We start from the raw sequence: 18060 nt of genomic DNA, 5'->3' as shown, positions 1-18060 counted from the left end.
GGCTTTCTTCAGATTCCTCGTCGCCAAGGACACCCTTGCCTTAAGCTATACACTTCCCACTACCAGGGTGTGTTAGGGACTCTCACCCGTTAGATTACGCCCATACCGGGCACACCAAAAATAGACCGGTTTACATCCAATGATGTCTCCCGGTCTATGCTTATTTAACAATTGTTTACTGTTCCACTCGCTACTCTTCATCGCGGTATTTCGTACGCTTGAGATATTCTGTAATCTGTTTTTCATACCCCAACGCCGTCGGTCGATAATAGCGCTTATCCTTAATGTCATCCGGCAAATACTGCTGTTGAACATAATGCCCGGGATGACTATGTGGATACTCATAGCGCTTTTCTCCCTCTGAAGTTCCATATTTTCGATCAAGCCGCAATGCCGTACCGTCCTTCAGATAGAACGGCAACGGACCAATTGGCATTTGCTCAATATCGCTAATCGCTTCATTGATGCCAAGGTAAGCAGCATTTGACTTTGGCGCTGATGCAATATATGTGACGGCTTGTGCTAAAATAATCCGCCCTTCCGGCATACCAATAAAATCAACGGCCTGTGCGGCATTATTGGCAACGACAAGTGCCATCGGATCCGCGTTGCCGACATCTTCCGACGCGCAAATCACGATTCGCCTTGCGATAAACCGTGGATCTTCACCTGCGTAGATCATTTTACCCAAATAGTAAAGCGCTGCATCTGGGTCCGATCCTCTCATACTTTTGATAAAAGCCGAAACAATATCATAATGATTGTCGCCGCTTTTATCATAGAGCATACCCTTCATCTGCATCGCTTCTGTAACGTCTTCACGTGTAATCGTCAAGCGATCAGCAAGATCATCCTTTGCAAGCACAGCCATTTCCAGCACATTCAGCGCTCTTCTGGCATCGCCATTACTCATATCGGCAATGTAGGCGAGAACCGCTTCTTCCATTTCCAACCGATAATCGCCTAGTCCGTCAGCAGTATCTGTAATCGCTCGCTTTAGAATGCCGATGATATTCTCCATCTTTAACGATTCAAGTCTAAAAACCGTCGACCTTGATATCAGTGCACTATTCACTTCAAAATAAGGATTTTCAGTCGTTGCACCTATGAGGATAACCGTCCCGTCTTCTACAAAAGGCAGAAGGGCATCCTGTTGTGATTTATTAAATCGGTGAATTTCATCGATAAACAAAATCGTTCTTCGATTGTACATTGCCGCAGTGTCTTTGGCTGCCTGCACTGTCTCTCGTATTTCTTTAACACCAGAAGATACGGCATTTAAAACGACGAAGTTCGCCTTCGTCGTTTCTGCAATCACACGCGCAAGTGAAGTTTTGCCGCATCCAGGCGGTCCATATAAAATAATGGATGACAGCCGATCGCTCTTAATAAGCTTCGTCAAAAGTTTTTGGTCGCCAACAATATTTTCCTGACCGAAAAAGTCATCCAGCGTCTTTGGTTTCATACGTTCAGCTAATGGCGCCATCTTTTTGATATTGTCCTTCGCCATGAGGTCAAATAAATCCATGTTTTCTCCTTGTATCCTTCATGCGTCATGAATGTTGCTGTTTCAGTCTATACAATTCACGATTGACGCCTTAATTATAATTTGCCGTCTACTGAAAAAGGTCGTTTATTATCGCATCGTATTGATAATACCTTTAAAAGCTGCACATGCCGCAGTTATATCTTGATGCTGCAAAGCAATTTCAAATTGCTTATAAAAGCCTGATAACTGATCGTCAACTGACTTCTGGTCATCTCTGAACAACCTTTCTGCCGTCAATGTATGGATCCGCCACAAGCGTCTTAAGTAATCAGAACCTGTCAGGACGGCAATCTCACTTAACAGTGCCAGTACATGACGGTAAAGCTTTGATGCAGTCACTACTTGCCATAGTGCAGCTTGTTTGAGCTGCTCATCCAGTGCTTCACGTCCTGAAACATCTAAGTATTCATATTTTTCGATCAACATTTCGCCAATAAATGTAAGAATTCTCAGACTGTCGCTCTTATTGGTTTCCTCGTTGATAAAACGGCTCCCGAGCGGATCATCTGAAAGTCCCGGCATACTGGCTATAAATGTCCCAATGCCGCGTCTGACTTCAATAATATTTCTACTCTCCAGAATTTTAAATGCCTCACGCAGTGAAGCTCTGGAAATACCGAGCTCAGAAGACATATCAAGCTCGTTCGGCAATTTATCGCCTGGTTTATAATACCCTTTCACAATAAGATCTGTAATATTCTCAACAATTTTCTCCGACAGCAACAATTTTTGATACATCTATCCTCTCCTCGCTTAAGATGGATCTGCTTCAGCACTTCCTTTGATTTTCATGCGATACGCAACTGTTATAAAGAGTTTTTCATCGACGATTTCATAATCGACAATGCCGCCAACACTCTGAATAACCATTTTGACAAATTGATGATTCTCTTTTAGTGCTTTGATCATTTGGTAATCCGTCTGTGAAATCATTTTAAAAAATAAAATATACTCTGCTTCTCGCGCTTCTTCCTTCAACAAAATTTTTTCGATTGCCAGTCGGTTCAGCAATGGGAAATCTAAGATCTCTGCTAATATGCCCATGAGCTGCTTTAGATTATCATGATAGACGACCTCCGGTGAGAGCGTTTCCGTCTCAACGTGAATTTTGTAATCAATCTGCTTTTCAATAATATTCGCAATATCACTCAGCGTAAACGTTTTAAGTGCATATTTTGAGAAATCGAAAACACGGTTGATAAAATTCATACGAACACTCAAATGTCGAATGCTCTCATCCAGCTTTTCAATAATCATTTCAGCAGACATTAATTTTTTAGTACTTCTTAGCTCTTCAACAGTAATGAGATGATGATAATTAATAACTTTTACGAGCTTTTCATACAAGTTCATAAAATGATCGACTTTTTCATAACCATCAGTGAGCAGTTTTTGGTAAATATTTTTCTTTTTTTCTTCTGAATTGAGAAGACCGGAAATTTCTTTATTATTGTCATATAGATCAATGGCTTCTCTTATGTATACCTTAACTTCACTCTCTAAATTCCATGGCTTTGTTAAAAATTTGAAGACATCGACATTGTTGACTGTCGCTAGAATCTGCGGCAGCTTTGTATACCCGGTCAGAACGATTTTAACAGTATTAGGACTAATATCTGCAATCATTTCCAATAGTTCTAAGCCATTCATTCCCGGCATTCTCATATCCGTAATGATGACGCTGATTTCATGTGAAGCAAAGACTTCAAGCGCTTTGGCACCTGAATCGACAAATATTTTTTCATATGGCTCACGATAGAGCCCACGATTAAGTGCCTTTAATATTTCTACTTCGTCATCTACAATTAGTACTTTATGCTGTTTTAGATCACTCATCGTGCCACCCCATAATTTCATCTTGGAATTTTTCATATGTCGGTTTCAAAAAATCTTCTTTGATATGAAGAATATCGAGTGCATCAAAAACGCTGGGCCGCATAAAACGGATCTCATCTTTTGCCATGTGAGAAGCAATACACATAAGTGCAACCTCTTCACGATGAATGATGCCCTCTTCTCGAGGATCGTGATGATAAAGTGCCATTTCCACCAAATCCATCGGAAACGCCCACCAGTTTAAGAAATAACCACCGACAACAGCGTGATTCATTTTAAAATAATTTTCTTCCTCTCGAACTAAATCCTCTTCTGAAAGTTTGGGCTGGATGAGCTTGCGGTAATAGTCCGTGCCATAAATCTGCAACATAATAATGGCGCCCAGATCGTGAAGCAACCCGGCAGATCCAATAATTGGCGGTACCTTTCGTTTATAAAAGCGTTCATAGAGATCGTGAAAAATGAGATTCGACGTGACGGCGTGATGCCATAGTGCATTGGCTTTGACGTATTTACGGTCATTCATCGTTGCTATTTCATAAGACAATATCAGCTGCTTTAAATTATTGAGGCCAATATACATAATGGCTTGTTGAAGATCACCAGTTTTTGCAGCATAAAAAGCTGAATTGGCAATTCTCAAAATATTTGATGTCATCGCCATGTCCTCTTCAATTACATGACAAATGTCTTCAATACCGGCATCCTTTTGAACCAGCTGATTAACGCGATCAAAGAGTTTTGGAAAAGTCTTGATCCGTTCAAAATCCTGAATAGCTTGGAAAAGTCCCATTTGAACAAATTTATCTTCCAGCGCAAAGACCTTCTGTATGTTTTCTAAGAAATCGTTGTTGTCCCAAGGTTTAAAAAAGTATTGCTTTGCAAGATTTTTACTAATGGCTTCTGTAATACTCGCCGTTGAAGCGTAACCGCTGAGCGCAACTCTAATCGTTGTCGGCGTTGCCTCTTTAAAGAGTTTCAAAAGTCTGATGCCGTCAAAATTCGGCATCTTAATATCTGTTACGAGCATATCAAGATTTTCTGCCCCAATCAGCACTTGAACAGCCTCTTCAATATTGGAAGCGTAATAGCACTCATAACCGGCATTTCGAAACATTCGGCGGATGGCCCTTAAAATATTCACTTCATCGTCTACAAATAAAATAGTTCTCATAGCCGCCTCACTTTCTCCTGTTATTTTATCATAACATCATCACTTCTTATAGATGATTCGTAAATTCGTCGAGCATACTGTGATCAATTGATCGGATTGGCAATCTTATTTTGAAGAGACTGCCTTCTTTTGGCGCTGTTTCAAACTGCAATGTCCCGCAGTGACGGTTCACAACAATATCATAGGCAATACTCAAGCCAAGGCCACAGCCTTTGCCAATCGCTTTCGTTGTAAAAAAAGGCTCGAAAACTTTAATCGCATCTTTTGGCATAATGCCACTGCCATTGTCTAGAATATCACAACATAAAAACGCTTTATCGCTATAAGTGGTCACTTTGATATAATGATCACTTTCTTGTTTAGTCATATCAAATGCATCCAGTGCATTCAGCAAAATATTTTGCAGAGCCTGGTTGACATCATTGCCATGTGCCAGCGTCATTGGCACTTCACCAAATACGGTTTCAATATGGACCGCTTTCTTTGATTTGTGATGTAGGCTTGCCAGTATTTGATGAAGCCCCGCATTTAAATCATAAGGTGTAACGGATCCCGTCTGATCCAGTTTGGAAAATTGCTTTAAGTTGCTGATAATGTTTTCAACGCGATGAATGCCGATGGTCATTTCTTTCATCAATGCGGCGTAATCGTTGACAATATAATGGATATCGTCATTGTTCACTTCCGCTTCAAGCATTCGCGAGAGTCTCAACAATTCATTTGACGGATGCTGACGCTGCCATTGATCGAGACCTTCTGAGACCGCAGCGGCCGTTTTGTAAAGTGCAATAAGCTGTTCTAAGTAATCGTGCATCGTCTTCACATCACTCTTCACATAACCGAGTGGATTGTTAATCTCATGTGCAATACCAGAAGCTAAATGACCAATCGCCACAAGACGGTCCTGATCCATCAATTTCAATTCTGCTTCATTAATTTTATGAATCTTATCATTCAATTGATAATTGAGATCTAAAATCACTTGCTCGTTTTGCAATAGTGCCGTTGTATCTTTTATTGTAACAAAGAAACAAGTTCCCGCTTCACATGATAAAGCGCGATAAAAAAATTCAAATCGACTGTCAAGCATACGTTTTTGACAGCCTCCTTCCTCCTGAGATTTATTTTGGCATATCCCAAGATAGCTTTTACGATATGTTTGATGCAGCATCTGCATGAGTACGATTTCCTTCTGCATTTTTATAATCAGTTCTTCACCAAAATTTAAGACATGTCTATCATTTTGAAAAAGCACTTCACCTTTTGCTGAGAGTACAAAAATCTGTTCATCAATATTTGATGTTATCCCTTCTATTAGCATTTTCAAATACGGAATCGGGGCATCTTTCGCCTCAAAGTATTTAATCCAATCCGAAGCCATAATCTCCTCCAATTAAATCGACTTTTTATGTAAATACCCGCAGTGCGTCAAGTCAATCATGTATTGGCGAACACCGCTAAGCTAATGGGGCACGACGCTTCCCTCGATTAAAAGAAATTGGGATATTCTATGCTGGATTTCAATGTTTATTTAAATAGAAAGGCGGTATGACACCTGAATTACAATCATGTGTCATATCGCCTCCGCGCTTCTTCTTATGCAACACCGGTATTCGCTTTTTTCTTACCTTTCATTACTTTTTTATCTGCTCTCAGTTATTAAATTGAAACGCTTGTAACAAGATGCTCGAAACGCTTCTGCACATAAGGTGACGTCGAAAGTCGAAGCAGCGCACTGTAATTGACGCGAAAACGAACGATATCTCCGACCTTGTAGTCGCCTGCCTTGATTTCAACAATGAGATGATCGCTGGATCCACCAAGGATTTCTATATTTTCATCATATGGAATCAACCCTTTTAGATCGACATCCTGCTGACCAATTGCCAATATTCCGCGTGTTATCATGCCGCGATCTTCTATTTGGGGCTTCTCGCCAAAGGCGTCATAAGTCATGATGCCAATGGGATACGATGGTTTAACCTTTATTTCAATAAGTTCCACATCCAATGAGACGAGCGAATCACTAAGATCGAATATATGATTGCCAAAAGCGGTTTCTCGCCCCAAAATCAATGCTTCGCCAAGTCTTAAATTATTAATCTCCGCAGGCATGTCTTCCTTTTCAACAAGGTATAAACTACTGGAATTACCGCCTGAAATAATTGGGTTCTCAACGCCGGCAGCTTGTTTAAAACGCGCTTTATACGCAGCAAGCGACTTGAGCTTTTCGGGGGTTGCCATAATGCCGCCATAACACGAAAAATTAGCACCAATACCTATAAAATCAATATTTTTCAAAAGATACAACCGATTGAGGATCCATTCAAATTGTGCATTGTCCATCCCTTCGCGCAAATCTCCCATTTCCATCATTAAGATTACTGCATGCCGTTTTGAAAGCCGTTCTGCAGCTTCATTGAGTTTTACAAGTGTCTCCCACTCCGAGTTAAGACTGATGTCAGCAATGGCGACAACGCGCTCTGCTTCTGACGGCATTGGCAATCTCAGCAAAAGCTTTTGTATCGGTATATCGCTGACATGCTCGAGATTTTCCAGCCGCGAATCGGCAATCCCTTCAATATCGAGATCCTGAATGGCCTCGACAAGCGGCCGAAAGGCGCGGAAGACTTTGGTGACCACAAATATACCAATCTCAACATGGGCACAGTACGCTGCTACCTTTTTAACATTGTTCCGGTATTGCACGCAGTCAAAGACCAGTCTTGGAAATAGACTCATCATACACCTCCCCTATGCCCAAGCTCTCTAAAAGCAGTTTCTTAGCTGCTTCTGGGTAATGCGTCGACAAAACGCCTGCGGCTGCCATAATATACTGGTTGTCTATCAAAATATCCGGCGCCTGTTTTGGCAAAAGCAAGTCACCCTTTGGATTGTGAAAGCTGTTCAAAATCAGCGTTTCAGCTTTAGGTAAGCGTGTTAAAACACCACCTGTGCCAATAACGCGCTTAATATACGTCAGGTCCTTGCCTTCGGCATAGCCCTGTCCGCCACCTGTAAACCGCATAGTATATCTGCCCACATGACGCTGAACAGCTGCTTGTACAGCTGCTTGAGCCAGCGCGTGAATATAGGCGGTCTCCTGTTCATTTTTTGGAATGAGAACATGGGTTTCAATCAAAGCTGACAAGGCCTGCGAATCCATCGAAAGCAATTGCATTAACTTGTTTTCACCAATCATGGCAATGAGTTTCGCTGCATTGACATAGACGCCGAGATCTCCTTCAACGGTACGTTTGGCCACTGGCTCCGGCGATAGCAGCATTTTTAAAATTTCAGGATTACCACTCGTCACAGAATGCACATCCGTCGTCGCGCCGCCGAGGTCGACGACCATAAGGTCCGGCATTATTTCCGAAAGTATCTGCGCCGACTGCATCACTGCTCCCGGCGTTGGTAAAATGCGATCATCCACCATTTCTCTTATGCGCGCCATACCTTCAGCTTTTACGATATGCGTCTCAAAGACAGACTGAATGATTCGCCGTGTTGGCATAACATTCAATGTGTCAATCTTGGGATAGACATTCTCCGTCGCATAGAGCTGTTCTCCTTTTCCCACGGCATCAAACATGTCGCGTATCGCCTGCACATTTTCACAATTGCCTGCATAGATCACCGGTGTTTCACCAAGAACTGGCAAAAGCGCTGCTGTATTTGCCATTGCAGTCTCGCGTTCACCGTAGTCCACACCACCAGCGATCAATATGAGATTTGGCTTTTGTTCGGCAATACGCTTTAAATCCGAAATCATCAGCTTGCCCGCCGTAATGTGCTGAATATTGCCTCCGGCACCAAGGGCCGCCTCTTTCGCTGCTTTTACCGTCATATCGTAAACGAGCCCGTGCACAGTTATCTTAAGGCCTCCGGCAGCGCTGCTGCAAGCAAAAAAGTGATCATAACTCAAATCATCCGTTTTAAGGATCGCCTTTAAAACATCGACTGCGCCGCTAAGTCCGAGATAGACATCACCTTCCTGCACTGTTGTGCGCCACATCCCTTGCCCCAGCAGCTTTGGTCTAACCGTATTCAAATCATTAAAGGCACTGACTACAGTTGTCGTACTGCCTATTTCAGCAACCAATGCATCAATCTTCATGACTTCACGCTTCCTTCTCGGCGATTGCGCTGTCTGATGGTGCTAGTTCCGTAACATGGGTTAGCGTCTTTGCAATAAACGTTGCAACATTGACGCCGCGATCATATCTGCCAAACCCTTCATCCATCCCATGCTTTCTGGCAATTTCCGGCGTCACCTGCGTGCCGCCTGCGCAGATAATGAAGCGATCCCGCACGCCCTTTTCAACAGCATATTCATGAATGCGCTTCATATTCTTATAATGAACGTCATCATGTGAAATAATCGTAGACGCTAGGATCACGTCCGCATTAATTTCAATAGCAGCATCGACGAGTTTCTCTATTGGTACCGATGTTCCGAGATAAGTGACATCACAGCCGTATTTTTCTATCCCACCGTGTTTAATGTCAATCACTTCTCTTAAGCCAACGGAATGTTCATCTTCACCAACTGTCCCGGCGACAATTTTAACAGAGGTCGTTTCAAAAATATGGCGTATCGTATCGTCGTCGTAAACTTCGGGCGTCTCGGGAATAACGAGCTCTGACAAATTTAAGTCGACTTTCAGGACGCCCTTAATTTGTACACGTGACCCTTCACTGGGATGCAGTGCTTCTATATGAATAACCTCAACCTCCTTAAGATTCATTTGTTCACCAAAATAGACAGCTGCATATTGAGCTGTTCTTGCATCTGTCGGCAATACGAGATCTACCTGTACGATACCATCTCCGAGCCACTGGACTTCCGGCGTAATCATCGGAACCTCTTTTTGCCGATAGTGTTCGGTTTCATCTAGACGCTTATTGACATTGTCTTCTGGGTCCAGTTCGTCAATATAGATAATTTTTTCCGGTTTCTCCAACGTACAGCCATCAATAAGCGCTGAAGGCTCTGATACTTTCCTCTCATCATACTGCGCAACATTATTATTCCCGTAATGAGCCGTTACAGGCGCCATATAATCTTCGTGCCGCTTATACACCGTTCCAGCGCCAACACCACCATTCAATTGTCTTCCGATGCCATCACCGTTCCGCTCAGGATAAAGGCCGGAATCCACAAAGAAACCTTTTTCAACAGCCTCAAAATATCCGCCGGCAGCAATTATTTCTTCAAGGAATAAAACCGCACGTTCTTTAAGCTGCCTAACTTCTTCACCGAGAACGCCCTCTCGTTTAAGCGCTACCAGCTCCATAAGGCCATCCATCCCCGACAGCGCCTGTTTTGCCGTTTCGCACGCTTCAATATTATACATGTGCCATGGAACATTGCGCCCCTCATCCGGTGTAATCGTCGATTGAATATCCGCTGATGTCAACCTTGAAATCAACATGTTCATCACATGCGTCACCGTCGCTTCTCTGGATGATGATGTGATGTATTTCGTATTCATTTGCGCTCGAATCTTATAATCTTTAAAAAGGTCTCTAAGGGCGACAGCATAAGGTAGATCCAGCCTAACACAGGGGGCAGGCGCTGCCGTCGGCGGCACTGTTGAAAGCGCAATATTTTCTTTCGGCATACCCACTTTGTGAGAAAAAAGCGCATTGATGCCGTGTTGCACCATGAGCTCAGGCATAACTTTCCACGCTTCACGTGCTGTCGCATTGGCATTGTGTGCACCATCAATCTGAACCATTTCGGCCCATGTCATAATTTTTTTCGATTCAGCTGCATCCACAAAAGAGCGAACCATGTTAATATTGCGATAGAGTACGTTATACTGAGGATCCTGATGTGCACCGTTCACGCCTTCTTCTGCAAGCATCACAGCAATATCCGGACCTGCTACACCAGATATATAGGAGTGGTAATTAATAGGTCTGCCCACTTCCTCTTCAATGAGATCAAGCGCTTTTCGATGGGCGCGAACCTGCTTTCTGGAAATTGGAATCCCGCCAATGCCCTGCGGTGTGCCTTCGATAAGCCCATCAAAATGAGACTGTCCCGCTGTACGAATAACCATGATATGGTCAGCACCATGCCATGCCGCCATACGCATGCGGCGAATATCATCTTCAAAACGCCCCGAGGCGATCTCAGTCGTTATCGTGTTCTCAGGCTGTGGGTCAATATTGCTGAAATAGCTTGCCGCAGGCTGAGCAATTCCGTTTACCAGCGCCGTTGACATATCTCGATACTGAAAGGGACCATAGGTTTGCTGTGCCGATTTTTCTCGCCAAATCCAACCGCGTCTTTTCGGCCTGTAATTTTCTAAATCGTCTAAAATCGCATGAATATCAATTTTTTCATTTGGCATTAATGACGACATCATTGTGCCACCTCCTGACCAAAATGCACTTCAAGTGCTTCCCATCCGTTGCCTTGAAGCATCGCCAATCCAGCTTCGCGAATGGTTATGCAATCCTGTGTTGCCTTATAATAAACAAGGTGTCCCACACCGTGTCCGACGAGATTTCTTCGAATAGCCTCTTCAACCAGCGGTTTTGCCTCCAAACTGGAAAAACCCATTCTGAGCAATACCGACCGTTCAATTGATGGCGATGTATGTGTTTTAGCCAGTGTCAGCAGTGGACTCACAATTTCATCCAGCAATGACCAAAAACGCGCCTCCACTTCTGATTCTGTTAGCTGTGCAAGATGCGTTCGTCTATTTTCAAAATCATCTTCACGTTTTGTATATTGATTCATCTTGTTTCCCTCGCTTTCTTCATAATCGCTTGATCAAACACTCACATTGACAATATCGTTCTTATAGGCGCTTTTAATCTTATCCCCACTCTATCCAAAAATGATTTTCTCTACCGCTGTCTTTGTGAAGCGGCTCTCATCTGCTAGAAATGCAATTTCCCGATCAGATAAATTTGCTTTGCCCCCTTTTGCAGTGGCAAAGACTAAGTTTTCAACTAAGCGTTTTCGCAGCTGTACTAACTCTAGCGGTCGCGCTTTCATTTGCGATGGATGTGACGGCAATATAATACTATTTCCCGGCACTTCTTCATCTGGATGCCCAAAGCGAATTTCGATACCATTCTGCCTAGCAAAACTAAGCTGCGGCTGTATATGTTTACCGGCACCTGTGTACTCTGTTTCCTGTACGACAATCGTCGCACTTCTCGGCATCGTCATCGCAAGTGCAAATGCTGCCGCTAGCGAAACATTTCCCGCTGGACCGCGTTCCATCCCTTCAAGCTGTGCTAATGCTTCTGTCATGTAAAATACTTCCCCCTGCTTAACCGTGACATAAGAATCCATATAGCGCAGCGGCCGTGCCGCTGATCGCGGCACATCTGAACGATCAGGCATCGTCGCAAACGGCAGGCCGAATCCCGTATGGCCTGTGGTAAAGGATTTTCGGTTAAAATCCCTGTCGCTTGCCATATGAAGTCCCGATAAGTCTACGGAAGCGCCAATGATCTTCGTTGCGTCTGCGCCGCGTTTTTGAAGCCCCCTGGCTGTACCCGTCAGATTGCCGCCGCCCGCATTGGTACAAACAACGGCATCGGGATAGCGGCCCGTCATTGCCATCATTTGGTCTGCAATCTCTGCACCAAGGCTCTCAATACCGGCTATGCCGTAAGGTGTATAGAGTGAAGCGTTGAAATACCCCGTTTGTTCCAAAATAATGAGAAACTGATAAAATAATTCCGGTCCGACTGTCAATTGAACAACTTCAGCGCCAAAGGCTTCGCATTTACGCGCTTTTTCAATAATTTCAGGCTGACCTTGTCCTTTTGAATCATAGGTTTCCTGTACAATGATACATTTGAGGCCCTGCATCGCTGCCTGTGATGCAACTGCTGCACCGTAATTGCCACTCGTCGCTGCAACGACGCCTTCATAACCCAGTTTTTTTGCCTGATATACAGCGACTGCTGCACGTCTAGCTTTAAAACTGCCTGATGGATTCGACGCTTCATCTTTTAAAAAGAGTTGGGCACCCATCCCTTCTGGGCTAAGTTTTCGCGCCAATTCAGTCAGGCGATTGAGTTTTATCATCGGCGTATTGCCAACCCCTTGCGAACGCTGTATCGCAATCACTTCTGAAAGCGTATAACCCACTTCACGCATCATGCGCTCATAGTCGAAACCAATGTTGTCAAATTCAAAAGCTGCATAATCAATGCCAACAGCTCGCTTCATGATTTCATTTCGCCGCTTCATCACAGCATCATAGCCCTGATTATCATTATGATTCGTCACAGTGCTCACCCCCATCCAAGATTTTACGAAGCGTTATGCCAATGGTTAATATTTCCGGGATAAATTGCCCAAAATCATGACCGTATACCGGTTCTATTTCTACAACCTCTCCCCGCTCTACACGACCAGTTAGTGTTCGAACACATATGGTATCGCCTAGATGGCCATCTTGTTCAGCAAAACCTTTTACCCACATCTCCAGCGGCACACGCCGCGTATCTTCTGGAATTTGTGCCGTGCGCTCCTCGGATTGCATCACCACACGCTTAATCCGTATCCATGTTCCTTTTTTAAATGTCATCTTCCGCCTCCAGATAATGTCGCATATCCCCGATAATCGCCCTTGGCACCGGCAAATCCAGCATGGTTTTTAATCCCGGCCGCGCATTGATAACATGTGGGATCATGTTAACACACATGGCAATCGTACCAATCCCCCCGTCAACTTCCGGTGTAATAGCCATATGCACCGGCGGCGTTCCCGTCAGTGTAATATAATCGCCTGTATGAACCCCACCGAGCTGTGGTTCAATCTGCTGCGGATGAACCATATCAATCATCACTTCGCCTTGATGCAGCCCTTGTCCAGTCATATTGACACCTGCGACATGTCCTGCCGCAGCATAACCATATGGCGACCGTCTTTCAACATCGGTTAAAATAGGTGATTTTTGAGTCTCTATCTGATCAATCGGCATCTGCAACGCTTCTGCAATCATGGCAATCGATTCTTCGAAGCCAACATGCCCTGCAATGCTGCCGTTTTCTGCACCTGCTTGAAAGGCAGCTTCCGATAAACCAACCCCCTGTTCTTCCATAACGGCTTTTCCAAACGGCGAAAGGCTGTTCACACGCTTTGCCTCGATATGCTTGACATCTGTCATGCAACCTGTTAACGCAACGACTAATAGGTCCATCATCAACCCCGGATTAATCCCAGTCCCTAGAACTGAAACACCGTTGGCTTTTGCCAATTGGTCCAGCTGTTCGGCGAGTGCCGGATTTTTTGCTTTTGGATAAGCCATCTCCTCTGCTGTCGAGATAACATTAACTTTTTTTGAAAGCGCATAAGTAATCCCGGGAAAAGCATCTTCTGTAAAGGAATGTGTCGCGATCAGACAGAGATCGCAGCTTCTCTCTGTTAATACTTTTTCAATTTTCGCCTCAACGATAACAGGCTTTCGATTACCGCGTTCTACTCCCAATATCTCGTGCATCTCACGCCCTCTGCGAGCTTCATGGCAATCACAGACACCGACAATTGATACGCCGCTTTTATTGAGCAATACTTTAGCCATACCGCTTCCCATGGCGCCAAATCCCCAAATAACCACTTTTATTGGTTCTGTTCTCATGAATCAATACCTCCTTGAATAGCACATTTTTTGAATGCCATTGCTTTTAAACTTCGCATCCTTATGCTGTAGAATCAATTTCCCGCTATCGCCAATATACAATTAGTCAATGCAATAATGATTCCATACGCATTCTCATAAGTCCAAATACCGTGAAACCATTGCAATGACACTATATCATTTTATTCTTACGTCAAATAATGCATAACCACACAGATCATCAATTATCCATACATCCCTATTTGCGAAAAAAGCAAAATATTTTGCATTTTACCGCAAATAATTTTTACGTTCATTGCGATGCGCAAAATATTTTGCTTTTTCATATCCATTCCACCGATCGTTTCAGATCATAAACAAAATCCCCTGTCCAAAGATGCTTCAACGCTTGAAGCATTATCTAACAGGGGATTCATCTATATTAAAACACATGTTGGCAATGAAGCCATTCATTTAAAAATTCTCGCTATGAAGCAGGCGTACAATTGATAAAGATTGATGCACTTTCTCCTTTTTTCTTGACAATTTTCTTGAGTTTTGCAAGTGCTTCACTAAGGCGCTCACTGGTTTTATAGGATGACAAATCGCCGAAAATCCCAGAAATCGAAAGTGATGTCAATGAAAAAGTCCGGGTAATGCCATAGCGATCTTCCGACACAATTTGATGGTGCGCATTGTGTTCTTTCGAAAAGAATGCAGCGCGTTCGCTGCCAAACCGTTTAATAATGCGATTGGCAAGCATTTCATAACTTACATCACTGCCGCTGCATACGATTAGAAAATCATCACCGCCTATATGACCGACAAAAGCAGTTTGTGGAAAGACCTGTCCAGCTTCTGACTTAATCATTTCAGCAAGGGATTTAATCATTACGTCGCCTTTTTCAAATCCGTAAACATCATTGTAAACTTTAAACTCGTTAATATCAACATACATCACACAGGCTTGGCTTTCAGAATTAACCAAATCTGTCAGCACCCGATTAATAATCGTGTTTCCAGGCAAACCGGTCAACGGGTTCTGCTCCTTCGCGCTATTTTTCTCATACATCAATGTGTATTCAAAGATATTTTTCATTGATACGAGTCCAAAAAATTGTGAAGACTGCGTCACAACGACATCATCAAATATTTCGTCATCACAGCGACCCATTGCCAGTTTGGCAACAACATTAATCGGTGTATAGTAATCAACGACAAGCGGCTTTCGATTCATGATGCGCTCAATGGGACGATTGGAAAAAACCGCATACCCGTACTTGCCAGACATCGTTGCATCCAAATTATGCTTCATAACAATGCCGACCGGTTGTTCATGATCACAAATACAGACACGTCTTAAGCACTCTTTTTCCATATAATTGCGAATCGTTTCGCAAGACGTCATGGATTCAAATGTCGTTTCTTTCGGCGCATTGACGAGATTGGAAATATAATGATACGCCTGTGAAAATTGATTGAGGTTAAAGGAAATATGATTATAGTCATATATTTTTTGCTTAATCACATTGCTAATGCCTGTAAAGAGCAATTGCGGCTGTTGCAGCAAAAATCCCTGTCCTGCATGAACCCCTAATAAAATAAGCGTTTTAAGCTCTTCTTTTGTCTCAATTCCCTCTGCAATAATTGTAATATTCGTCGTCGTCGCCGTTTCAACAAAGGCTTTGATTAGCGCTTGTTTAAAAAAATCTTTATCGATGTTGCGAATTAAATCCATATCAATTTTAATAAAATTAGGTCTTATTTCCGTTATTGAGCGAAGCCCTGAATAACCTGCTCCAACATCATCTATCGCAATTTGATAACCTTGTTTTCGATAATTTTCGAGAACGCGCTGAAACATTTCATAATCTGTAATCGCCGTTCTTTCTGTTATTTCAAAGACGATGTTCGTCTCTTTACCACCAATGAAATCGAGGTATTCACGCGTCAATCCGCTTTTAAATTCATTTGTCTTGATCACATCCGGATCCACGTTGATGAACATATACTGATCTGATTGAAGCGCATTGATATGCTCGAGCGCCCTTTGCCGAAAGAGCATTTCGAGTTCCCATACCAGTCCCAGCTCATGCGCCTTATCAATCAGTGCCAACGGCGAATAATATTCGCTGTCCATTGGTCCTCTTGAAAGTGCTTCGTAGCCGATAATGTCACCAGTTTTTAAATTGACAATGGGCTGATAGCGTGTCGAAATATTGCCCTGTTCTAATATCTGCTGGAAGGTTAATACATCCGTTTCGTAATCGCCTATTGGCGGCGACGTTACCATATCTGCTGTTGCCATATCCATACGACGTCCTCTCTTTCATGGAAAACTATAGCACAGCAACGTCATATGACCGTAAAATTTATATAAAGACTACGTAAAATCAATGACTTTATTTAGGGAATTTATTTATCTTTTTAACGCCGTTTTCTAATCTTATACTGAAGATTTTGCCGTGATAGATTAAGCTTTCTAGCTGCTTTGGAGATATTGCCATCGCAGTCTTCAAGAACATGTGAGATAACATCGCTTTCAATACGCTGTAGGAATGCGGCCAAATTGTCTATGTCATCATAATCTATTCTACGCTCTGTCAAGTGTTCGCTTTCATCGGGGGCTTCTGCCATCCATGCCGTTTCATAAGCCATTGCCGCCTCCGTATTCAATTGGTGTGCATTCTCATCAGCTGCATTCATCGCCACTTCGATAACATTTTGAAGTTCTCTTACATTGCCAGGCCATTTACTGTTGATGAGCCGCGCCATGAAATCCCTTTCAATACTCTGAACCCGTTTCGTCATACTGTCGTTAAACTGCTTTACAAATGCATTTGCCAGCAGTGGAATATCCTCACGGCGCTCTATTAATTTGGGAATGTGAATATAGATAACATTAATTCGGTAATAGAGATCCCGACGCAGCTTTTCTCTAGAAAGCAAAACACTTGGCGGTTCATTTGTCGCTGTAATAATGCGGACGTTTACAGCGATTTCTTTTAGCCCGCCAATACGCCTTAACGCTTTTTCCTGTAAAACCCGCAAAAGCTTCACTTGAAGGCTTAACGGCATGTGGTTGATTTCATCCAGAAATAACGTACCGCCATTGGCCTGCTCAAAAAGACCCGGTCTGTCAACGGCACCCGTATAAGCCCCCTTTGTCGTGCCAAAGAGAATACCCTCCAGCAGAGTTTCGGGAATAGCCGCACAGTTTTGCGCTATAAAAGGCTTCTCAAAGCGCCGACTGGCATAATGAATACTCTGTGCAAAAACCTCTTTACCCGTACCTGTCTCCCCGTAAATCAGAACACTTGAATCACTCTTGGCTGCAAACTGTGCTGTCTGTTTTGCCTTCATAAACACGGTTGATTTGCCAATCATCTGATCAAATGTATAATGCGTTATTTTGTCTTTTGGCTGAATGGGTTTTATAAGTTGCTGCTGCAATGCCAAAATTTGTTCGCTCATATGTGAAACAGCCGTCAAATTTCTCGCGATTTCAATTGCCCCAATCTGGACACCATTCTCAAATAACGGCAATGTCGTATTGACGGTGGTGATACGCTTTCCCTTACTATTGACATATTGTTGTCGCCTGCCATAAATCGCTTCACCGCTGGCAAGAACGGTTAGCAATGTACTGTTTTCTTTTTGCCAATTCGGAAAAATTTCAAGCAAATGATGGCCAATCGCCTGCTCGGCGGTGTAACCTTCTATTTCTGACATCGCCCGATTGTAAACGATGGTAACACCTTGATCATCAACGATGTGCACACCTTCTTCAATTTGTTCAATTAACATTTCCCACGCTTCTTTAAGCGTGTGCTGTTTCATCCCCATACAAACATCGTCTCCATTTCTAGCGAATCGTCCTCACTTTTTATTTTATGGT

General features: G+C 43.2%; 14 protein-coding genes. All 14 read right to left on the bottom strand.

Annotation, left to right across the window (positions count from 1 at the left end; all coding sequences use genetic code 11):
- Positions 1-190 precede the first annotated feature (190 nt).
- The gene (locus KHM83_RS13805; protein WP_213237611.1) at positions 191-1528 is read right to left on the bottom strand and encodes a replication-associated recombination protein A; all 1338 of its coding nucleotides are present in this window, start codon (positions 1526-1528) and stop codon (positions 191-193) included.
- Positions 1529-1636: 108 nt separating this feature from the next.
- Complete coding sequence (locus KHM83_RS13800; protein ID WP_213237610.1) at positions 1637-2287, bottom strand: FadR/GntR family transcriptional regulator; 651 nt, start codon at positions 2285-2287, stop codon at positions 1637-1639.
- Between the two features lie 15 nt (positions 2288-2302).
- Positions 2303-3385, bottom strand: a complete 1083-nt coding sequence (locus KHM83_RS13795; protein WP_213237609.1) for a response regulator — start codon at positions 3383-3385, stop codon at positions 2303-2305.
- Complete coding sequence (locus KHM83_RS13790; protein WP_213237608.1) at positions 3378-4559, bottom strand: HDOD domain-containing protein; 1182 nt, start codon at positions 4557-4559, stop codon at positions 3378-3380. Before KHM83_RS13790 ends, KHM83_RS13795 begins: the two co-directional genes overlap by 8 nt.
- 46 nt (positions 4560-4605) lie before the next feature.
- On the bottom strand, positions 4606-5940 hold the full coding sequence (locus KHM83_RS13785; protein ID WP_213237607.1) for a sensor histidine kinase: 1335 nt from the start codon (positions 5938-5940) through the stop codon (positions 4606-4608).
- Between the two features lie 278 nt (positions 5941-6218).
- Positions 6219-7304, bottom strand: a complete 1086-nt coding sequence (locus KHM83_RS13780) for an alanine/ornithine racemase family PLP-dependent enzyme (protein ID WP_213237606.1) — start codon at positions 7302-7304, stop codon at positions 6219-6221.
- Positions 7273-8679 carry a GlmL-related ornithine degradation protein gene (locus KHM83_RS13775; RefSeq protein ID WP_213237605.1) on the bottom strand — a complete coding sequence of 469 codons (1407 nt, stop codon included), beginning with the start codon at positions 8677-8679 and terminating at the stop codon, positions 7273-7275. The genes KHM83_RS13780 and KHM83_RS13775 overlap by 32 nt, the downstream gene beginning before the upstream one ends.
- 4 nt (positions 8680-8683) lie before the next feature.
- A complete protein-coding gene (gene oraE / locus KHM83_RS13770; RefSeq protein ID WP_343213159.1) occupies positions 8684-10939 on the bottom strand; it encodes a D-ornithine 4,5-aminomutase subunit OraE in 2256 nt (751 codons plus the stop codon).
- Entirely contained in the window at positions 10936-11316 is a 381-nt protein-coding gene (locus tag KHM83_RS13765) for an ornithine aminomutase subunit alpha (protein WP_213237604.1), read from the bottom strand. The genes oraE and KHM83_RS13765 overlap by 4 nt, the downstream gene beginning before the upstream one ends.
- Positions 11317-11406: 90 nt before the next feature.
- Positions 11407-12828 carry a 2-amino-4-oxopentanoate thiolase subunit OrtB gene (ortB, locus tag KHM83_RS13760; RefSeq protein ID WP_343213158.1) on the bottom strand — a complete coding sequence of 474 codons (1422 nt, stop codon included), beginning with the start codon at positions 12826-12828 and terminating at the stop codon, positions 11407-11409.
- Positions 12815-13129 (bottom strand): 2-amino-4-oxopentanoate thiolase subunit OrtA, encoded by a 315-nt coding sequence (ortA, locus tag KHM83_RS13755; protein WP_213237602.1) that lies wholly within the window; start codon positions 13127-13129, stop codon positions 12815-12817. The genes ortB and ortA overlap by 14 nt, the downstream gene beginning before the upstream one ends.
- Positions 13119-14183, bottom strand: coding sequence for a 2,4-diaminopentanoate dehydrogenase (gene ord, locus KHM83_RS13750; protein WP_213237601.1), 1065 nt, complete (start codon positions 14181-14183; stop codon positions 13119-13121). Before ord ends, ortA begins: the two co-directional genes overlap by 11 nt.
- A 466-nt stretch (positions 14184-14649) precedes the next feature.
- Positions 14650-16476, bottom strand: coding sequence for a GGDEF domain-containing protein (locus KHM83_RS13745; protein WP_213237600.1), 1827 nt, complete (start codon positions 16474-16476; stop codon positions 14650-14652).
- Between the two features lie 113 nt (positions 16477-16589).
- Positions 16590-18008, bottom strand: coding sequence for a sigma-54 interaction domain-containing protein (locus KHM83_RS13740; protein WP_246543108.1), 1419 nt, complete (start codon positions 18006-18008; stop codon positions 16590-16592).
- Positions 18009-18060 lie beyond the last annotated feature (52 nt).

The organism is Fusibacter paucivorans (assembly GCF_018390735.1).
In the GTDB taxonomy this organism is placed as follows: Bacteria; Bacillota; Clostridia; order Peptostreptococcales; family Acidaminobacteraceae; genus Fusibacter; species Fusibacter paucivorans.
Note: the sequence above shows the minus strand (reverse complement) of the source record. Positions and strands in the feature narration are given on the sequence as shown.